General features: G+C 68.4%; 21 protein-coding genes and 1 pseudogene. 15 read left to right on the forward strand and 7 right to left on the reverse strand.

The window, feature by feature from the left end; genetic code table 11:
* Positions 1-252: 252 nt before the first annotated feature.
* Positions 253-621 (reverse strand): winged helix-turn-helix transcriptional regulator, encoded by a 369-nt coding sequence (locus ABJI51_RS05215; RefSeq protein ID WP_348947821.1) that lies wholly within the window; start codon positions 619-621, stop codon positions 253-255.
* 220 nt (positions 622-841) lie between these two features.
* On the opposite strand from ABJI51_RS05215, the gene ABJI51_RS05220 reads away from it, so the two are divergent.
* The 3 genes from ABJI51_RS05220 (at position 842) to ABJI51_RS05230 (ending at position 2,394) form a co-directional block, all read left to right on the forward strand.
* On the forward strand, positions 842-1,165 hold the full coding sequence (locus ABJI51_RS05220) for a winged helix-turn-helix transcriptional regulator (RefSeq protein WP_348947823.1): 324 nt from the start codon (positions 842-844) through the stop codon (positions 1,163-1,165).
* Positions 1,166-1,697: 532 nt separating this feature from the next.
* Entirely contained in the window at positions 1,698-1,997 is a 300-nt protein-coding gene (locus tag ABJI51_RS05225; protein WP_348947824.1) for a hypothetical protein, read from the forward strand.
* 220 nt (positions 1,998-2,217) lie between these two features.
* Positions 2,218-2,394, forward strand: coding sequence for a hypothetical protein (locus ABJI51_RS05230; RefSeq protein ID WP_348947825.1), 177 nt, complete (start codon positions 2,218-2,220; stop codon positions 2,392-2,394).
* Positions 2,395-2,489: 95 nt separating this feature from the next.
* On the opposite strand, the gene ABJI51_RS05235 is transcribed toward ABJI51_RS05230, so the two are convergent.
* A complete protein-coding gene (locus tag ABJI51_RS05235; protein WP_348947826.1) occupies positions 2,490-2,765 on the reverse strand; it encodes a hypothetical protein in 276 nt (91 codons plus the stop codon).
* Between the two features lie 667 nt (positions 2,766-3,432).
* Positions 3,433-3,951, reverse strand: a complete 519-nt coding sequence (locus ABJI51_RS05240; RefSeq protein WP_348947827.1) for a GNAT family N-acetyltransferase — start codon at positions 3,949-3,951, stop codon at positions 3,433-3,435.
* 17 nt (positions 3,952-3,968) lie between these two features.
* Here ABJI51_RS05240 and ABJI51_RS05245 point away from each other — a divergent pair, with 17 nt between their 5' ends.
* Positions 3,969-4,529, forward strand: coding sequence for a helix-turn-helix domain-containing protein (locus tag ABJI51_RS05245; RefSeq protein WP_348947829.1), 561 nt, complete (start codon positions 3,969-3,971; stop codon positions 4,527-4,529).
* Positions 4,530-4,579: 50 nt separating this feature from the next.
* Positions 4,580-5,014 (forward strand): MarR family winged helix-turn-helix transcriptional regulator, encoded by a 435-nt coding sequence (locus tag ABJI51_RS05250; RefSeq protein ID WP_348947830.1) that lies wholly within the window; start codon positions 4,580-4,582, stop codon positions 5,012-5,014.
* Positions 5,015-5,074: 60 nt separating this feature from the next.
* Here the strand turns inward: ABJI51_RS05250 and ABJI51_RS05255 are convergent, their stop codons facing one another.
* The gene (locus tag ABJI51_RS05255; protein WP_348947832.1) at positions 5,075-5,470 is read right to left on the reverse strand and encodes a nuclear transport factor 2 family protein; all 396 of its coding nucleotides are present in this window, start codon (positions 5,468-5,470) and stop codon (positions 5,075-5,077) included.
* Positions 5,471-5,763: 293 nt separating this feature from the next.
* On the opposite strand from ABJI51_RS05255, the gene ABJI51_RS05260 reads away from it, so the two are divergent.
* The 6 genes and pseudogenes from ABJI51_RS05260 (at position 5,764) to ABJI51_RS05285 (ending at position 10,357) form a co-directional block, all read left to right on the forward strand.
* Positions 5,764-6,714 carry an alpha/beta hydrolase gene (locus ABJI51_RS05260; RefSeq protein ID WP_348947834.1) on the forward strand — a complete coding sequence of 317 codons (951 nt, stop codon included), beginning with the start codon at positions 5,764-5,766 and terminating at the stop codon, positions 6,712-6,714.
* A gap of 24 nt (positions 6,715-6,738) precedes the next feature.
* Positions 6,739-7,593: an SDR family oxidoreductase gene (locus ABJI51_RS05265; RefSeq protein WP_348947836.1), complete on the forward strand. Its 855-nt coding sequence runs from the start codon at positions 6,739-6,741 to the stop codon at positions 7,591-7,593.
* A complete protein-coding gene (locus tag ABJI51_RS05270) occupies positions 7,586-8,491 on the forward strand; it encodes an alpha/beta hydrolase (RefSeq protein WP_348947838.1) in 906 nt (301 codons plus the stop codon). Before ABJI51_RS05265 ends, ABJI51_RS05270 begins: the two co-directional genes overlap by 8 nt.
* A gap of 69 nt (positions 8,492-8,560) precedes the next feature.
* A complete protein-coding gene (locus ABJI51_RS05275; RefSeq protein WP_348947839.1) occupies positions 8,561-8,962 on the forward strand; it encodes an STAS domain-containing protein in 402 nt (133 codons plus the stop codon).
* Positions 8,959-9,896 (forward strand): annotated as a pseudogene (locus tag ABJI51_RS05280) (anti-sigma factor RsbA family regulatory protein). The gene ABJI51_RS05275 and the pseudogene ABJI51_RS05280 overlap by 4 nt, the downstream one beginning before the upstream one ends.
* Before the next feature lie 80 nt (positions 9,897-9,976).
* On the forward strand, positions 9,977-10,357 hold the full coding sequence (locus ABJI51_RS05285) for an ATP-binding protein (protein WP_348947841.1): 381 nt from the start codon (positions 9,977-9,979) through the stop codon (positions 10,355-10,357).
* A 77-nt stretch (positions 10,358-10,434) separates the two neighbouring features.
* Here ABJI51_RS05285 and ABJI51_RS05290 read toward each other — a convergent pair whose 3' ends face one another.
* A complete protein-coding gene (locus ABJI51_RS05290) occupies positions 10,435-10,632 on the reverse strand; it encodes a hypothetical protein (RefSeq protein WP_348947843.1) in 198 nt (65 codons plus the stop codon).
* A gap of 345 nt (positions 10,633-10,977) precedes the next feature.
* Here ABJI51_RS05290 and ABJI51_RS05295 point away from each other — a divergent pair, with 345 nt between their 5' ends.
* The gene (locus tag ABJI51_RS05295; RefSeq protein ID WP_348947845.1) at positions 10,978-11,544 is read left to right on the forward strand and encodes a hypothetical protein; all 567 of its coding nucleotides are present in this window, start codon (positions 10,978-10,980) and stop codon (positions 11,542-11,544) included.
* 54 nt (positions 11,545-11,598) lie between these two features.
* Here the strand turns inward: ABJI51_RS05295 and ABJI51_RS05300 are convergent, their stop codons facing one another.
* On the reverse strand, positions 11,599-12,405 hold the full coding sequence (locus ABJI51_RS05300; protein WP_348947846.1) for a hypothetical protein: 807 nt from the start codon (positions 12,403-12,405) through the stop codon (positions 11,599-11,601).
* Between the two features lie 212 nt (positions 12,406-12,617).
* Here ABJI51_RS05300 and ABJI51_RS05305 point away from each other — a divergent pair, with 212 nt between their 5' ends.
* The 3 genes from ABJI51_RS05305 to ABJI51_RS05315 all read left to right on the forward strand — a co-directional run bounded on the left by ABJI51_RS05305 (position 12,618) and on the right by ABJI51_RS05315 (position 15,990).
* Positions 12,618-13,610: an AAA family ATPase gene (locus ABJI51_RS05305; protein WP_348947848.1), complete on the forward strand. Its 993-nt coding sequence runs from the start codon at positions 12,618-12,620 to the stop codon at positions 13,608-13,610.
* Position 13,611: 1 nt separating this feature from the next.
* On the forward strand, positions 13,612-15,759 hold the full coding sequence (locus ABJI51_RS05310; protein WP_348947849.1) for a S8 family peptidase: 2,148 nt from the start codon (positions 13,612-13,614) through the stop codon (positions 15,757-15,759).
* A gap of 78 nt (positions 15,760-15,837) precedes the next feature.
* Entirely contained in the window at positions 15,838-15,990 is a 153-nt protein-coding gene (locus ABJI51_RS05315) for a hypothetical protein (RefSeq protein ID WP_348947851.1), read from the forward strand.
* Positions 15,991-16,229: 239 nt separating this feature from the next.
* Here ABJI51_RS05315 and ABJI51_RS05320 read toward each other — a convergent pair whose 3' ends face one another.
* Complete coding sequence (locus ABJI51_RS05320) at positions 16,230-16,961, reverse strand: DUF2637 domain-containing protein (RefSeq protein ID WP_348947852.1); 732 nt, start codon at positions 16,959-16,961, stop codon at positions 16,230-16,232.
* Positions 16,962-17,122: the final 161 nt, after the last annotated feature.

Consider the following 17,122-nt stretch of genomic DNA (forward strand, 5'->3'; position numbering starts at 1 on the left):
ATCCGATGTGGAGGAGACGTCCGGGCGGCCGATCTCTGACGTCGCCACCGCAGGCGCGCGCGGACCGTATGGGCGTGCCGGCGTTCCTCGATCCTGACCGCCGCGGCAGTCCATGGAGACGGAGTTCCGAAAAGTGCGGAACTGTTCCCGTGCAGATTCGGAGCCCGTTTGAGGACAGGCTGAAAGGCGCTTTCCTCGCGTTGGCCCTCACGACGCCGGTCGGTTTGACCGCGGCGGGGCACGCCCGGAAGATCAGCGGCAGTTGTCGAATGCTGCGCGTGCCTTGAGGACTTCCTCGATGTGCTCCTCGGCCCAGTCGCCCAGAGCGCGCAGGGGTGCGTGCAGAGTCCGGCCGAGTTCGGTCAGCTCGTACTCGACACGGGGCGGAACCTCGGCGAACACGTGGCGGCTGACCAGCCCGTCGCGTTCGAGTTCCCGCAACGTGCCGGTGAGGACCTTGCCGCTGATGCCGTCCACCGCGGTGCGAAGATCGGAGAACCGCAGCCTGCCGCCGCCGAGCGCGGAGACGACCATGGCCGTCCACCTGTTGGCGATGCGCGTGAGCGAAGTCCGTGACGGACAGGTCGCCGTGAGCACGTTGAACTCGGGGTGCTCGGCCATCGATTGCTCCCGCGGATACGTACGGTAGTTGGTTGCTGCTGAACTTAGGCCTGCGAAACGCTCCGGGGCAAGTCGCTGACTCGCTTCCGCGTGCGTTGTCGTCGGCCGCGTCCTATTCTCGCGGCTGGTAACCGGTCACCTCAACGTAACCAATGAGCGGATGTGGCCCTTGTCGCAGAATCCGGGGTGGGCCGCCTCGACGGCGATCTGGTCGACACGCATGTCGCTGGCGCGCCTGGACAACAAGTGGACGGCCATGGTGGTGATCGCGCTCGGGCGTTGCGGTGCCCTCCGCTTCGGCGGCCTGCGGGCGACTGTCGAGGGGATCAGCGCGAAGGTGCTCACCGAGACCCTGCGGGACCTCGAGCGCGACGGGCTCGTCGCGCGGCACGAGTATGCGGAGATGCCACCCCGGGTCGAGTACGAGCTGACCGACCTCGGGCGCACCCTGCACGTGCCACTGCAGGCGCTGGGCCGATGGGCGGAGGAACACGCGGCAGAGGTGCTCGCGGCGCGCGAGGCCTACGACGCCGGCTGTCGTTGAACACCCCGACAGGGGCGGGCCGGAGGGCCGCGTGAACTCACGCTTCGGCAATCATCGGAAGGCGTCTCCGTTCGTGACACAGAGCCGGGACTCGGCGCGATCATCCGCCGCCCGGCGAAACCGGTCTGTGTCTTTCCGTCTGCGGCCGGCCAACGGCATTCCGTCGTCGGCAAGAAGGAACCGGTGCACCCAGCATGACACGACGGGTCCCGCAGGTGTGAACTCCAACGTGCGCAGTTCGCTGGTGTACGAGGCGGCCTGTCCGATCGCTTTGACAGTTTTCCCGAGTGGTTGGCCGGGTCTCATTACAATTGATGAGAGCATGACTCGGTGGTGATGTTCCTGAGGGTTTCCCTTCGCTTGCGGCAGGCGCATACGGCATTCTTTCCCTTGTTTTCGAGTAACTTTTTGTGTGGTTGTGGATATCGTCGTTGTGGCCTTGAATGAAATGGTGTCGAAGTTGGTTTCGTGTGCTTGGGTGTCGCCGTCGGATTTGGCGAACCCAGGCGTTGCTCAAGAACGGAGTTCAATAGTGAACAACCTGGAAGTGGCGGCGAGTGCGGCACGGCTCGGCGAACTCGAACCGCTGTCGTTCAATGAAACGGCGGCCCCGGTCGCCTGCCTGGCGACCGCCGCGAAGGCGGTTGGTGTCACCGCTGCCGTCGGTCTCACGTTCGGCGCTATCGGAGTGGGCTTCGCCTACACCGCTCAGTACGTCGGCCGCAAGTACACGGAGGAGCAGGACCTTTTCCTCGCGCTCGGCCCCGGCGGCGAGCCGATGTCCGGCGACGACTTGATTGCCGTCGTGACAAACGGACGGCTCGCGGCCTGACGCCGGTGGCCCGGTAGCGTCGGAGCGGAGCACGATCTCGCGCCGGCCCCGTGGTGAGCCGGACTGAAAGCGCCGCCAGTGCCATCGAAATCCCCGCGACGGCACTGGCGGCGCGCTGCGTCCGAGGTTTCACAAACGTCCAAATCCCGACGGCGCCCACTTCGAACGGTGACGGCCAGCCGGGTCAGACGTCGCGTCGGCGAACGGGAGACTCCGTCCCGTGTTCAACGCCTTGACCCGCGTCCGGCCCATGGCCGCCCTCGGGGAAGCTGTCGCGGGACGGCTGCTGCGCACGACGATCGTCCAGGTCAGCCGCTACCTCACTGGCGACACGATCCGGGCTGCGGCGCAGGACCGTGTCGCCGCCCTCGTCGGGCGAAGTTCTCCCTGCCGGTGACTTCGCCGGCGAAGTGCCCGAGGTGCCCGCGGAAGCGATCTCCACGGGCACCTCGGGCAGGGTTTCCGGCGATGCCGAGTCGGCGAATTCAGGTATCAGTAGTAGCAGGGGATTTCGACACGCCACCGGCCGTCGGCTTCCTTGAAGATGAACCCGGGTGACCCGGGCCCGCCCTTGAGTGTCCTGAGGCAGAACGACTTCGCGTTGTCGTAGGCCTCATCGGGGGTGGCGCCCCACGAGATCGCCTGCTTCCAGCTCCGGTGAGGCTCTTCGGCTGATGCCGGGAAGGCGGCCATCAGCAAGGCGGCACCGACCGCTGCACCGGTACCCAGCGCCTTTGCGGTCCAAGTGAAGCCGGATTTCTTCTTCACTGATTCACTCCTTCTTGTGGGTGCTGGTGTGTCGTCTGAGAGATTAGCTTGTCGGGCCGCTAGTATGTGTTGGTCGACCGTCGGTTCCGGCTACTTCGGAATGTTTTGCGACGTGATCTGATGAAATTTCGAGGTCGTTTATGGGCGATTATATCGCCGCAATATTACCGTGTGTGTCGCACTTTCGAGAACACTTAGGCGCTCTCATGAAGGGAATCCCTCACCGGTTGGACCTGCCGTTCCCGCGGTCATCGACGCCGACGAGAGCTGAAGGACACCTTGGGGCTCGTTCCGGCGAGCAAATCGCGACGCGCGACACTGGTCATTCCGCCGCTTCGCCGACGGCGGCAGGAGCGTGCGCCGAAGCAGCCGGCGCCGAGCCAGGTGCGGTCTTCGCCGGCTCCCTCGACTACGGCTGGTCGAGGTCATCGCGTGTGCCTCCGGTAGGGAAGTTCGCCAAGATCCGTGACCGGGGCGCCCGGACGTTCGTGGCGTCGATGTGACGGTCCGTCACCGCGGTTCGTTCGCCGGACTTCCGACCAGTCGAAGTCGGGCAGGAGGCGCATCTTGTGTTCTTCGGCCGCGGTGGCCATCGCGGACCGTCCGGGATGAACGAGCGCTGATCGCTGGAGGCTGAGCTGGGCGCCCGCGAACATGCGGCGGGATGCTAAGCCACCGGCAAGTGTCGCTGCATCAGCACTGTGTCCAATGTGCTGCCGTGCTTCAGGCCGACGCCGCGCAGACGTCCGGCTTCGGTGAAGCCGCACCGCAGATGGAGCTTTTCGGAGGCCGTGTTGCCGTTGTCGACGATCACCGCGATCACCTCGCGGATCCCGGCAGCGGCACAGCGGTCGAGGAGTCCCTGCAGGAGTCTGGTGCCCAGTCCGTGGCCGGCCGCGCGCGGGTCGAGGTAGATCGAGTTCTCGACGGTGAAGCGGTAGGCGCTCTTGGCCTTCCACGGTGAGCAGTACGCCATGCCCGCCACCTCGCCGTCCAGTTCGGCGACCAGGAACGGCAGGCCGCGACCGGCGAGGTCCCAGTATCGGGTGCCCCCTTCCGCTCTCGTGGGCGGTGTTTCGGCGAACGACACGGTGGTCTGCAGGACGTAGTCCGCGTAGATCGCCGCGACCGCGTCCAAGTCCGCGGGCCACGCTTCCCGAACCCGGGTTTCCACTATAGTGTCCATGCTTCTACTATAGCGTCGTGTTCGAACTGGAGGAACTGGCCGGCCGGATTCAGCGCCTGCGAAGTGAGCGACAACTCACGCTGACGGCGCTCGCGGAACGGTGCGCGGTCAGCGTGAGCATGCTGTCCGCAGTCGAACGCGCGGTGAAGTCGCCGACCGTGACGGTGCTGGCGCGCATCGCCGAAGGGCTGGAGGTGCCGCTCGTCGCGTTGCTGCAGGACGACGACCGCAGGGTTGTCGTCCGCCGTCGTGCCACCCAGGAGCGCACGGTGGATCCGGCGGGATGGGAACGGGTCGTGGTGTCGCCGGTGGTCGCCGGGGTGAACTTCGAGCTGGTTCGCGTGACGCTTCCCGCCGGCTGTGACGCGGGGGAGTTCCCGGCGTACGCCCGGGGATCGCACGAGTACGTCGTCGTCGAGCAGGGCGCGTTGCGGCTCACCGTGGAGGGCCAGGTGATCGACCTGGCGGCGGGCGACTCGACGTACTTCGAAGCTGACCGGGTGCACGCGTTCGCCAACATCACCGGCGAACCCTGCGCTTACTACGTGGCCGCGCTGATCATGCGCCCGAGGAGCTGAACACGCCCCGGAAGTTGGTTCCGTGGAAGCCGTGTGGTTGGCTTCGTCGTGTGGTGGATCTGCGGCGGGTGTACGGCGATCTGGTCCGGTTCGAGATCGAGCTGTGGGGTGCTGTCGACGCGCGGTTGCAGGCGGAGTGCGACCTGCAGCTCACCTGGTTCGAGGTGATGCGGCTGCTCGGCGAGCGTGGCGGCTGCCGGGTGCAGGACATCGCCGCGGAGTTCCGGATCACGGTCGGTGGCACCAGCAAGGTGGTGGACCGGGTTGAGGCCGCCGGCTACTGCCGGCGTCGCGCGAATCCGGACGACCGGCGTTCGTCCATCGTGGAGCTCACGGCTGCCGGCCGGCGGTTGCTGGCCAAGGCCACGAAGGTCTTCGACGACGAGCTGGAGATCCGGATCGGATCGGTGCTCCCGGAGCGGTCGCTCAAGCAGCTGGCCACAGCCCTCGCGGACCTGCGCGCCGCGTATCGCGCGAGCACGTAGCCGGCACCGGCCACGCCGCTGCCGCGATCGACAGAGTAGGTGGCCGGGGCCGGGCCGTGCTCAGGCGGCGTCCCAGAACGCGTCCTCGGTGGTCTGGTCGGCGGAGAACAGCCAGACTTCGGCGATCCGGTCGCCTTCCACCCGGAAGACGTCGACGCCGTCCATGGTGATCTCCGCGCCGTCGCGCTTGGCGGTGAAGTGCACGGGAAGCGTGAACAGCGCGTCGTTGACCATCACGGCACCGGTCGGCTTGACCTCCAGCGTGCCTCCGGTAACCGCCATCTGCCCGCCGAGCAGCTGTCCCACGGCGCCGCCGCCGACGTGGGTGCCGGAGAACCTGTTGCCGCCCGGCTGGTGCCACGCGACGTTCTCGGTGAACAGGGCGGCGACGGCGTCGAAGTCGCCTGCGGCCAGAGCGTCGAGGTAGCGCTTGGCGACGGTGATCGTGGTTTCCATTGTGGACTCTCCCTGATTTGTCGGCCGTTCGATGGACCCGATCATCACCATTGGTAACCAGTCACCTCAACGTAACCAAGGGCGGGATGTGTCCCGCATCACATGAATAATGATCTAAGGAACTTGATTCCATGGAATCGTGTATTGGGTAGTTGTGCCGCCAGATGGCGGTACTGCGGCCCGTTCTGCCCGCCACATGGCGGCCGTGCCGCTGCCGCCAACTGTCTAGAATGGACTGAAACGGCACATGAGGAGGCAAGGTGGCCTACGCCTACGATCCTGAACTTGCTCCGATGATCGCGATGATCCCCGACATCGACATCGCCGAGCTCGTCGCGCTGCGGACACAGGGGACACCCCCACCGGACGACCTGCTGGAGCAGATGCTGTCGGCGGTGCCGCCGTATGACCCGCCGGTGCCGGTCCACTCGCGCAGCCTGGCCGTGCCGGGACCCGAGGGTGCTCCGGACGTACCGGTCCGCGTGTTCACCCCGAGCGGGCATGACGGGCCGCTGCCCGGGTTGCTGTACATCCACGGCGGCGGGTTCGTCTCCGGCAGCGTCGACCAGTTCGACGGGGAGGCCACCCGGCTGGCGGCGGAGGTCGGCGCGGTCGTCGTCTCCGTCGACTACCGCCTCGCCCCGGAACACCCCTTCCCGGCCGGTGTCGAGGACTGCTACGCCGCGCTGGTGTGGACGGCCGAGTCGGCGAGCGAACTGGGCATCGACCCGGACCGGCTGGCGGTGGCCGGGGGCAGCGCGGGCGGCGGCCTGGCCGCCGCGGTGACGCTTCTCGCGCGTGATCGCGGCGGGCCGCGGTTGTGTTTCCAGTACCTCGATGTTCCCGAACTCGACGACCGCCTCGACACCCCGTCGATGCGCGACTACCACGACACCGCGATGTTCCACCGGCGAGCGGCCGAATTCAGCTGGGACGCCTACCTCGGCGAGGGCCGCCGGGGCGGACCCGACGTGTCCCCCTACGCCGCGCCCGCCCGCGCCGAGGACCTGTCCGGCCTGCCGCCCGCGTTCATCACCACCTGCCAGTTCGACCCGCTCCGCGACGAAGGCATCGCCTATGCCCAACGGCTCGCCCACGCCAACGTCCCCACCGAACTGGTGCTGTATCCCGGCACGTTCCACGGCTCGGCACTCGCCCGCGACGCGGCGATCACCAAACGCATGATCGCCGACATGATCGGCGCGCTGCGCCGCGCGCTCGTGCCTGCCGCGGCCCGACCATAGTTCCGACGTAGTGAAAGGCTGGCTATGCACAAGGATGTCGCGGTCGTCATCGGCACCGGCGGTATGGGCCGAGCCATCGCTCGCAGGATCGGCGGAGGCCGGCAGTTCCTGCTCGCCGACTTCAACGAGGATGCGCTGCGCTCGGGCGCGGAACTGCTGCGCGGCGACGGCCACCAGGTGACCACCCACGTCGTCGACGTCTCGGACGCCGAGTCGGTCCGCGCCCTCGCCCAGGCCGCCGCCGAACTCGGACCGGTCAGGTATCTCGCGCACACCGCGGGCCTGTCGCCGACGCAGGCGCCCACCGAGGTCATCCTGAAAGTCGACCTGCTCGGCACAGCCCTCGTGCTCGACGCGTTCGCCGAGGTGGTCGCGCCCGGCGCCGCTGCCGTCGTCATCGCCAGCATGGCCGGGCACTCCGTCTCGGGCCTGGCTCCCGAGCAGGAGCGCCTGCTCGCCACGGCACCTCCGGGAGAGCTGCTCGACCTGCCCTTCCTCACACCCGCCACGACCAATCCGGGCGCGGCCTACGCGATCGCCAAACGCGCCAACCTCCTGCGAGTTCAGGCCGCGGCCGGCCCTTGGGGCGCACGTGGTGCGCGGGTCAACGCGATCAGCCCGGGCGTCATCTCGACCCCGATGGGCCGGCAGGAACTCGACGGCGAATCCGGGCAGGCCATGCGCGCCCTGATCGCGATGTCCGCCACCGGCCGGCTCGGCACGCCCGACGACATCGCTGCCGCCGCGGCGTTCCTCCTCGGCCCCGAATCGGGGTTCATCACGGGTGCGGATCTGCTCGTCGACGGCGGTGTCGTCGCCACGATCGCCACTTCGCCGAACCCCTTCGGACAACCTGAGACGGAGCCCGGTAATGCCTGACCACACCTTCCACCCCGACCTGCGTCTCGCCCGGTTCGTGCCGCGCTCCGTGGTCGGTCCGCGAACCCTCCCGCTGACCCGATGGATCACCCGGGTTTCCGCACCCCGGCGCCCCGCCGGCGGAGAGATCGTCCGCGTCAACGCCGACGTCCACGTGCGCGTCTTCCGGCCGAGATCGGTCGAAGGCCCGGCACCGGCATTGCTGTGGATCCACGGCGGCGGGTACGTCGTGGGCACCGCGGCAATGGCCGACCGCTGGTGCCGCGACCTCACCTCCCGGCTCAACGTCATCACCGCTGCTGTCGAATACCGGCTGGCGCCCGAGTATCCGTTCCCCATCCCGCTGGAGGACTGCTACGCCGGCTTGCAGTGGCTTGCCGCTCTGCCCGGCGTGGACAGCGGACGCATCGCGATCGGCGGGGAGAGCGCCGGCGGTGGCCTGGCCGCGGCCCTGGCACTCCTCGCCAAGGAACGCGGGGAGATCCGGCCGGTGCTGCAGGTGCTCTCCTACCCGATGCTCGACGATCGCACCACCGCGCGCACCGACATCGACCCGCGCTCCTTGCGCCTGTGGAGTGCGGAGAACAACCGATTCGCCTGGCGCGCCTACCTCGGCCCCGCCTCGGGAGACATTTCGTCACTGGCTGCGCCCGCACGTTACGAGGACCTCGGCGGAGTCGCCCCAGCCTGGATCGGCGCCGGCACCAATGACCTGTTCCACGACGAGAACCTCGCCTATGCCCAGCGCCTCAAGGACGCGGGTGTGCCCTGCGAGCTCCACGTCGTGCCGGGCGCGTACCACGGCTTCGACGCGACCGAACCGAAGGCCGCAGTCTCCCGCGAATACCGCGAGGCCCAGATTGCAGCCTTGGGCCGCGCTGTCCGCTCCGCCGGCTGACCCGCCCTGGCGTGCTCGTTCGAACGGCGTGCCGCCGGCCGGCGAGGGCTTCCGCATTTTGCGGAACGCGTGGATGAGGATCGCCTGGCCCAGGATCCGCCGTGCCGACGGGTCGTCCGCCTTCAGCAGCAGAGCCGCGCCGAGGACGAGAGTGCCTGTCCCGAACAGCCGTGCGGGATAGCCGGACCGCTTGTCCTCCCCCAGCTCACCGCCGAGGCTGTGCGCCATCCTGCCGGGAGCGAACAATCCCAGCGGGAAGAGACGTGCGGTGCGCCGGGGCGGCTGGACCTGTCTGAGCTGTCGTTCATCGACGCCCGGGGTGCCGCGATGCTGGTCACCGCGGCCCGCCGCCGGCCTGCTCCGGCGCCGCTGATGCTCGTCCGTCCGCCGGCGGTCCTGCGTAGGATGCTGTCCCTGCTGTATCCGACCGAATCGGTGATGGTCGTGTTCGAAGAACGGGAAGCGTCATGAGCACGCCGGTCGAGCCGTTCGTGCATCCCGCGTTGTTCTACCGCGACGCCGACGAGTACCTGGCCGGTACTGCTCCGTTCGTCCGGGCCGGCCTGGCCGCGGGCGAGCGGTGGCCGTCTCGGTCCCCGCGGCCAATCTCGCGCTCCTGCGCGCCGAGCTGGGGGCCGATGCCGGCCGGGTCCGGCTGCTGGACATGGGCAGGGAAGGCCGAAACCCCGGCCGGATCATCCCCGGCGTGCTACGCGCGTCCGCCGACCGCTATCCCGGCCGGCCGGTCCGTATCATCGGCGAACCGATCTGGCCGGACCGCAGCGCCGACGAATACCCTGCCTGCGTCCAGCACGAAGCCCTGATCAACCTGGCTTTCACCGGCCGGGACGTCACCATCCTGTGTCCCTACGACACCCGGAACCTGCCCTCGGCGGTGCTGGCCGACGCCGAAGCGACCCATCCGTTGCTGCTCGACAGCGCCGGTCAGCGCAGCAGCGCCGCCTACGAGCCCGAGGCGGTCATCACCGCATACAACCAGCCGCTGCCCGCGCCCGCCGACGCTGCCGAGCTGATCGTCGACGCGACCAACCTCGCCCAGGCCCGCCGGCTCGCCCGCGCCCACGCGCGCGACGCGGGCCTGCCGGAAGACCAGGCCGTCGACGTGGAGCTGGTCGTCACCGAACTGGTCACCAACAGCGTCGACCACGGTGGCGGCTCCGGCACGCTGCGGATCTGGGCCGGTGAGGGGCAGCTCGTCTGCCAGGTCGACGACCAGGGCACTCTGACCGACCCCTTGGCCGGACGGCACCCGGTGCCACCGGAGCAGCACCGCAACCGTGGTCTGCTGCTGATCAACCACCTGGCCGACCTGGTCCGCCTCCACACCGGCGCCGCGAGCACGACCTTCCGCGTCCACTTCTGGCCGCGACCGCCGGCCGGGTGAACGCCGCGGGCGGGCCGTTTGCGTGGGGTTCACCGGGTATGCGTCCCCGGTGAGCAACGTCGTCACGATGTGTGCAGCTCGTGTCCGGTGACGACGCGGCCTGGAGCGTCGACCTGCGCGGTACCGATCCGTCCGCCCTGTCCGGAGTCCGCCGGTGGACCGCCCGGACCGTGCCTCGCCTCGGCCCCGACCACCTGTCCGATCTGCTGATCGTGATCGACGAGCTGGTCGCCAACGCCTACCTGCACCGCGGGGGACCGGTCGAGGCCCGGCTCACCGTCCCGACGACGCCGTGCCGGGTGGTCGTCGAAGTCGAGGACCATTCCCCGATCCACCCGGTTCAGGGCATCCCTCGCCCGGATCTGCCCGAGATGCCCGGGCAGGGTATGTCGGTGATCCGGAAACTCGCGGACTCGTGGGGAGTGCACGAGAACCCGGACTTCGGCGGGAAGACGGTGTGAGCGCGGCTTTCGTGCGGCAACCGCGTCCGGACGGCCTTCGCGTGACCACGCGGAGGCGGTCGTGGCCGAGGCCGGTTTCAGAGGCCGAAGTAGCTGTGCTTGGCGCCGACGCCGGCGCAGCGCGGGTCGGCTTTGGTGGCCAGTTGCTCGTCGGCGGTGGGCTGGGGCGGGCGGATTCCGGGGTGGAAGTACGGACACGCGCGTCCCACCGGGGTGGACAGTGACCAGGCACCGGCCGCCGGGGCAGCCACCGATCCCCGGACGGGCAAGGTCATGCCTGGACACCGCCGTCAAGGACGCCGAGCGGGTTGGAACATGGGCTGCCGAGCACCACCTCGGCGCGGCAGTGGTGGCCGGGAAAGGCAGGCTGGTGCCGCCGATCCTGGCCGCGCTCGGGGGCTCGCCGCCCCAGTTGTGCACCGCGATCCGGCACCTCGCCGCCTCTTGAATCACGCGGCGCCTGGAGCGCGGAGCAGCACATGCGTGCCGGGTTCCGGTTGCCCGTTCGAGACTTGCCGATGATCTAGCGCGTAACCGAATCGCGAGTTACCGCGACTAGGAAGCAAACCGCGAGAACGGGAGCGTCGAATGCGGAATTTCGCCTGGGACGGCGGTGAGTCATGAGCAAAGCTTGGATAGCCTTGCTCAGCGCGGTGCTGGTGGCATTGATCGGAACAGTCGGCACCGTCGTCGTGGCGCAGATCAACAAAACCCAGCCGTCGACCTCGCCGCCGCCTCCTCCGCCGACCACGCCGCCGCTATCCCCACCGCCGCCGCAATGTCCGCGCCCGGTGACGCTCACCGAGCCACAGAACGGCACGGAGATCGACGGGCTGGCCGGGGTGGCGGTCAAAGGGCGCGTCTGCGGACTTCGCTCCGGGGAATCCGTGTGGATTTTCGACTACGACGCCTACGACCAGAACTTCTACCTCGTGTACGACCAGAACAGCGGGCCGCGGCCCGTCGCGAATCGCAACGACGTCGAATTCGTCCTCGTGGACCAGCCCATCGGTGATCCGGGTGACAAACGCAAGACGTATACGATCAAGGCAGTGGTGGCCTCCGCCGAGTGCGAAAAGAAGATCACCCGGACACCTCCCGATGCCGAGGGCAACTACGTCTTCCATCCGTTGCCGGACGGCTGCGCTGTCGCCGATGAGCGGCAGATCCTGGAGAGCCAGAACTGATGCCGGTGCCGAAGTCCTCCGGCGGCGTCCGTGGTGTTACAAGCAGCGCGCTGATCACTCCCGCACACGGTCCAGGAACTGGACCTCGGTGTCGCGGACGAACTTGGCGTACTGGTCGACCTGTTGCTCCAGCTTCCGGCGACGTTCGACGGCGACTTCGGTGGCGTCGGCCAGTTCGGTGACGGCGCGCTGTGCGGGATCGGAAATCGCCAAGGTCGGCAGGGTGCGCCGGAGCGCCTCGATGGCGAGGACCAGCTTGGCCGAGTCGATGTCGGGGTCGTCGGCGTAGTACTGGTACTCGGAGCCGAGTGCCTCAAGTTCGTCGACATCGTGTGGGTAGGGGTGGTCGCGGTCTTCGTCGGTGGCTTCGCGGAAGACGCGTCGCATCGTGTCCTCGAGCCGGGTTCGCTCACGGAAAATCGAAGCGAGTTCCTTGGCGTCCAGGCTGATTGCCGAAAGATTCCTGATCGCCGTGCGGATGCGGTCGCGTTCGTCCTGCCGGAGGTACATTCCCTGGTGGTCGAGCCTCGTGGTCAGTCCGCTGATCTCGTCGTCGAGGCTCCTCATGGCCCAGTGCCGGGGCTGGGGCAGGAGGTCCATCGCGCACTTCTTCGAGTAGTTGACGTTGCCGCGGAAACCCCGCATGATTTCCTGGCGTTTGGACCGGACTGTGCCGAGTTCGTCGATCACGCGCACGGTCAGCCAGATCCCGAAGAGGTCGGTCGTGATGTTGGGCCACAGCGAGCCCCATGCGGAATCGGGAGCCAGCCGGGAGTGCGCCAGCAGGTAGCCCGCGAGCGCTGCGATGGCGAGAACGAGGATGACGTCCAGGAATCTGGGTCGGAGGATTCGGGTGATCATGAGTCCGGTTCACCTGGTCGGCTGTGTCCTGAGGTCGGGTCCTGCGGTCGGGCCGCCGGGTGGCCCAACCGCGCGGAAGTCGTTGGCCGGCTGTCGATCGTTACGAGCTTCTGCCGACGGCTGCCGCCACGTTCCTCGCATCCCTCGTAACGGGGAGTCGAGATGCAATGATGTAACTCGGAGGGGAACGAACCCGGAGAGGAGGTGCCGACGTGGCGACGGCTGAGATCATCACCGAAATGGTGCGTGCGCATACTCAGGGTGACGAACGTCGGTGGCGGAACCTCCTCACCCAGCTCATCGCCGCCGAGTCCCGGGCGGGGCACACCAAGCAAGCGGCCCGGTTGCGGGGGCTGCTGGCCGAGGCCAGGGAAGTGGAACCCGAACGGGCGAACCGCGCCGCGCAGGGACGCGCAATCCAGCTTGCCCGCGCGCCGCGCGACCTCGCCGACGTGCTCGATGTCCGGTACAGCGACGTTCGCCTCGCCGAACTCGTCCTGTCACCCGCGCTGCAGGCCGGGATGCAACGTGTGCTGGACGAACAGCGCATGGCCGGCCGGCTTGCCGAACACGGCCTGCGGGCTCGCAGGCGCCTCCTGCTGCACGGTCCGCCCGGCTGTGGCAAGACGATGGCCGCGCACGCGCTGGCCGGCGAACTGAAGCTTCCGCTGGCACGCGTCCGCCTCGAGGTGCTGTTCAACCGGTACCTCGGCGAGACCGCGGCCACACTGACTGACATCTTCGAGCACATCGGGCAGGTGCGAGGGGTGTACCTGTTCGACGAGTTCGACGCGCTGGGCAAGCATCGCGGCGACGAACTCGACGTCGGCGAAGCCAAGCGTGTCGTGGGTACTTTCCTGCAACTTCTCGACGCCGACGAGAGCGACAGCCTGGTCATCGCGGCCACCAACTTCGGCCGGGCACTGGACCCTGCGCTGCTGCGCCGGTTCGACGACGTGCTCGAGTTCCCGTCGCCGACTCCCGAAGCGATCACGGCTCTGCTGCGCCGGCTGCTCAGGTCGTTCCCCGTCGCGGACGCCGAGTTGAGCAGGCTGTCCGAGCAAAGCCGGGGCCTCTCGTTCGCGCAGGTCAAGGCGGCCGTGGACGACGCACGCAAAGCCGCGATCCTCGGTGATCGCGAGCACCCGTCGGTCGATGACATTGCACGCGAACTGACCGCACGGCCCCGGGAGCACAGTCTGTGAGGTGGCACCCGTGATCCGGACCGGGCTGCCGCTGATCCGGGTCGGTCGCGTCGTCGAAGAGGACTACCGCGGTTTCGGGGGCGGCAACCGGCGGCCGCCGCCGCCCAGGACCCGGCAGCAACACGCCGCACGTCTGCTGCGCTCGCTGGATGCTGTCGAGCAAGCCAGGAAAGCCTCGGCAACACGTGCGCCCGGAAGTGAAGGGCAGCTGATCGCAGCAGACGGTTCCGAGGACCTCTCCGAGGTCGCCGGGAGCCTCGGTGACAAGCGCTCCGACGCCGTCCTCGTCTCCGTCGATCAGGGGCAGGCGCTCGTGCACGTCCGCACCGACGCCAGGGCGTTGCGCCGGAAGATCGAGCGCTACCGGGACATGGACACCAAGTCGGGAGCGCCTGCCGGCCAGGCCCTCATAGCGCGGATCGACGATCTTCGGACGCCCACGCTGGCCGACCTGAGCCTCGGCGAGTTCGACGCGGCCGACCTCGATCCGAGCGACGCGTACTGGGTCGAACTGTGGACCCGAGGCGGCCGTCTCGACACCGCCGAGGACCGGGAGCGTGTCGCGCAGGAAATCCAGTGGCTCGCCCGACTGGGCGGGTATCCCGGCGCTCCCACCCGGTTCGGGGGCACCGAACGGGATATCTTCCTCGCGCGCCTGACCGGTGACGTTCTTGCGGAACTGCCGGGTCTCGTCCCGGAGGTCTACGAGGTTCACCTGGCGCCCCGGGTACGGCTCGTGGAAGCCCTGCTGCAGGGGGAGGGGACCGCGGCACCCCCGGCCGCCGTGGACCCGCTGCCCGAGAACACGGCGATCGTCGCCGTCCACGACACCGGCACCAGTCCCGCACACCCGTACCTGGCGCCGGTTCTCGCCGGAACCGGCAGCGTGGTCCCCGGTGAACCGGAGCCGGTCGACCGGAACGGTCACGGCACCGAGATGTCGGGCATCGCGGTCTACCCGGGCTATCTGCAGGACATCGTGGCCGGCCGGCTTCGCCCGCAGAACCGGCTCGTCGGGATGCGGCTGATCCCCACTCCGTCGAGCAGCCCGCAGGATGACGCTCCGGATCTGTGGGCGGCCCGAACCGAAAACTCGATCGCCGAGGCGGAAGCCCACGGTAATGGTGCCGCGGTCGTGCACAGCCTCAGCGTCGGCGCGGACAACCCGTCGGCCCTGCGCACCGCCTGGTCGATCGGTGTCGATCAGCTCGCCTGGAACGACGGTGCCGGCCGCCTGATCGTCGTGGCCGCCGGCAATGTGCCGGTCGAGCGGATGGCGATCGACGCCGAGGACTACCCGGCGACGAACCTCGGCGAGCCGATGTGCCAGCCGGCGCAGGCGTGGAACGCGCTCACCGTCGGCGGCTACACCGCCTTGGCCGGCGCCCCCGCGGCCGGTACCGGGGTGTATCCGCCGCCGCTCGCCCCCGAGGGCGGCCTCAGTCCCTACGCGACGACCGACGTGGGCGGGAGCGGCCGTCCGATCAAACCCGAAGTGGTGAAGGAAGCAGGCAACACGGCTCCGGGCGGTGGCTTGCCCAACGTCGGCGCCCAGCACCTGTCCCTGTGGACGACCAGCAACCGGCACGCCGTCGGCCAGCTCAGCACGCAGACGTACGCGACGAGCCCCGCTGCCGCCGCGGCGGCAGCGGACCTGGCGATTCTCGCTCGTGAGCAGCCGGCGCTGGGCCCGGCGGCCCTGCGCGCTCTGTATGTCCACAGTGCACGGTGGACGTCGGTCATGACCACCCAGTTCGCCGATCGCAAGGACCGGCTGAGGGCCGTCGGGTACGGGGTGCCGGACCTGCGGGCGGCACGCGGTTCCGACAGCAACCGTCCGATCTTCGTGTACGAAGGCTCGCTCGCCCCCGGTGAGCGGCAGGCCCAGATGTTGCAGATCCCCTTGCCCGACGACATTCTGGGCGATCACGCCGACGCCAGGGTACGGCTCGCGGTGACCTTGGCGTACTTCGTGGAGCCGACCGAAAACCTGGCCGGGCAGCGATACGCCGGCGGCCGCCTGAAATGGGAGATCCAGGGGCCCACGGAGACCGAAGACCAGCTGCGCCGCAGGATCAACCGGCTGGCGCGTGGCTCGTCGACCGAGACCGACAAGACGTCCGGCTACAGCTGGACCATCGGCCCCTAGCTGCGCGGACGCGGCACTCTCCAGCACGACTACGTCGAGCTGGAAGCCAGCCAGCTGGCGGGCGACCGGTTGCTGGCCGTGTATCCGGCACTCGGCTGGTGGGAGTATCGCGAAGAGACCAAGAACCTGCGGCTTCCCTACGCGGTGGTCGTCAGTGTCGACTTCGGAACGCAGGACATCGACGTCTACACCGCCATCCAGGCTGCGGTAACGACAACGATTTCGACCTGACGTCCGCAGTGGGCGGCAGGCAGAACTTCATGAACTGGGACGTCGAGTGTCTCGGCGATCTTCTTCTTGGCGTGGTGGAGGTTCACCCGCGCGCACCCCGTGCTGAACAACTTCTGGCCGGTCGCGGCTGACTGGAGGTGTCCGTGCCGGCGGCAACGCTGCGGGTCCGCTCGCTGTTCGGGCGGGCCCAACTGCGACTGCTGGCCGCGGCGGCCCCGGTCCATGGCAAGTTCGAAGTGCTACTGCCGCGGACTTTGATCCGCAAGGCGCCTGAGCGAGCCGACCGCTGTCAGTTGAGTTCTCTCCTTGGTTTCCGATACGGAGGGGCTTGGTGGATTTGTCGTTTCATCGGGCGGGCTGAGCCGCTCTGCGGCACGCCACTTGCGCAGGATGCGGCGCCCGTAGTTGTGGGTTCCGGCGACTCGGTCGAGGTCTGCGCCGGTGGGTGTGCGTCCTTGCTTGCGTTCCGCCTGGTAGAAGGCCCACATGCGTTGCTCGGCGGTTTGCTCTACAGGCTCGTCCCCGCTTGTGGACAACTCCTCCGCGGCGGGCGGTTCCATGCTCGTTGTGGCTGGGACCGGCGTCTGGCGGTGGCGTTTCAGTGCGCGGTTGAGCAGCTCGACCGCTAGGAGCAGGGCAAGGGGTGGGCAAGCCGCGACCATGATGCCGAAGGTGCTCAGTTCGGCGGCCGAGGCGATGTTGGCGCAGAGGGAGAGCGAGATCCCGAAGATGAAGGCGAGCCAGGCCTGCCACCGGCTGCCGTTGCCGGGTTTCCAGAGTTCGACGGTGGCGATGGTGAGCAGGCCGTCGACGATGAGGGGCCAGATCCAGGCTGTCGTCTCGTCGGCGCCGAAGCGGAGGGCGAACTGGAGGCCGTGCCGGTAGGAGGCGAACGCCGCGCCGAGCGCGACGAGTGCGGTGAAGAAGCACTGGACGCCGAGGGCGAGGCTGTCGCGGGACGGCTTGGTCATCGCCGCCTCCGGCCGTACTCGACGAGGGTCAGAGTTGCGGAGATCTGCAGGTCAGCCGCGAGTGCGGTCGGGTGGTTGCTGTTCGTACCCTGTCGGGGGTACAAGCAGTTACCAAAAAGCTCGGCTGACTCAGGTCAGCCGAGCTTTTTGGTTTGGGGGTG

Source organism: Amycolatopsis melonis (assembly GCF_040064235.1).
GTDB lineage: Bacteria > Actinomycetota > Actinomycetes > Mycobacteriales > Pseudonocardiaceae > Amycolatopsis > Amycolatopsis melonis.

Bases quoted from the DNA above. Each gene is read 5' to 3' on its own strand.
- ABJI51_RS05215 (WP_348947821.1), bottom strand. From the start codon at position 621: ATGGCCGAGCACCCCGAGTTCAACGTGCTCACGGCGACCTGTCCGTCA.
- ABJI51_RS05220 (WP_348947823.1), top strand. From the start codon at position 842: ATGTCGCTGGCGCGCCTGGACAACAAGTGGACGGCCATGGTGGTGATC.
- ABJI51_RS05240 (WP_348947827.1), bottom strand. From the start codon at position 3,951: ATGGACACTATAGTGGAAACCCGGGTTCGGGAAGCGTGGCCCGCGGAC.
- ABJI51_RS05255 (WP_348947832.1), bottom strand. From the start codon at position 5,470: ATGGAAACCACGATCACCGTCGCCAAGCGCTACCTCGACGCTCTGGCC.
- ABJI51_RS05260 (WP_348947834.1), top strand. From the start codon at position 5,764: ATGATCGCGATGATCCCCGACATCGACATCGCCGAGCTCGTCGCGCTG.
- ABJI51_RS05265 (WP_348947836.1), top strand. From the start codon at position 6,739: ATGCACAAGGATGTCGCGGTCGTCATCGGCACCGGCGGTATGGGCCGA.
- ABJI51_RS05270 (WP_348947838.1), top strand. From the start codon at position 7,586: ATGCCTGACCACACCTTCCACCCCGACCTGCGTCTCGCCCGGTTCGTG.
- ABJI51_RS05290 (WP_348947843.1), bottom strand. From the start codon at position 10,632: ATGACCTTGCCCGTCCGGGGATCGGTGGCTGCCCCGGCGGCCGGTGCC.
- ABJI51_RS05295 (WP_348947845.1), top strand. From the start codon at position 10,978: ATGAGCAAAGCTTGGATAGCCTTGCTCAGCGCGGTGCTGGTGGCATTG.
- ABJI51_RS05300 (WP_348947846.1), bottom strand. From the start codon at position 12,405: ATGATCACCCGAATCCTCCGACCCAGATTCCTGGACGTCATCCTCGTT.
- ABJI51_RS05320 (WP_348947852.1), bottom strand. From the start codon at position 16,961: ATGACCAAGCCGTCCCGCGACAGCCTCGCCCTCGGCGTCCAGTGCTTC.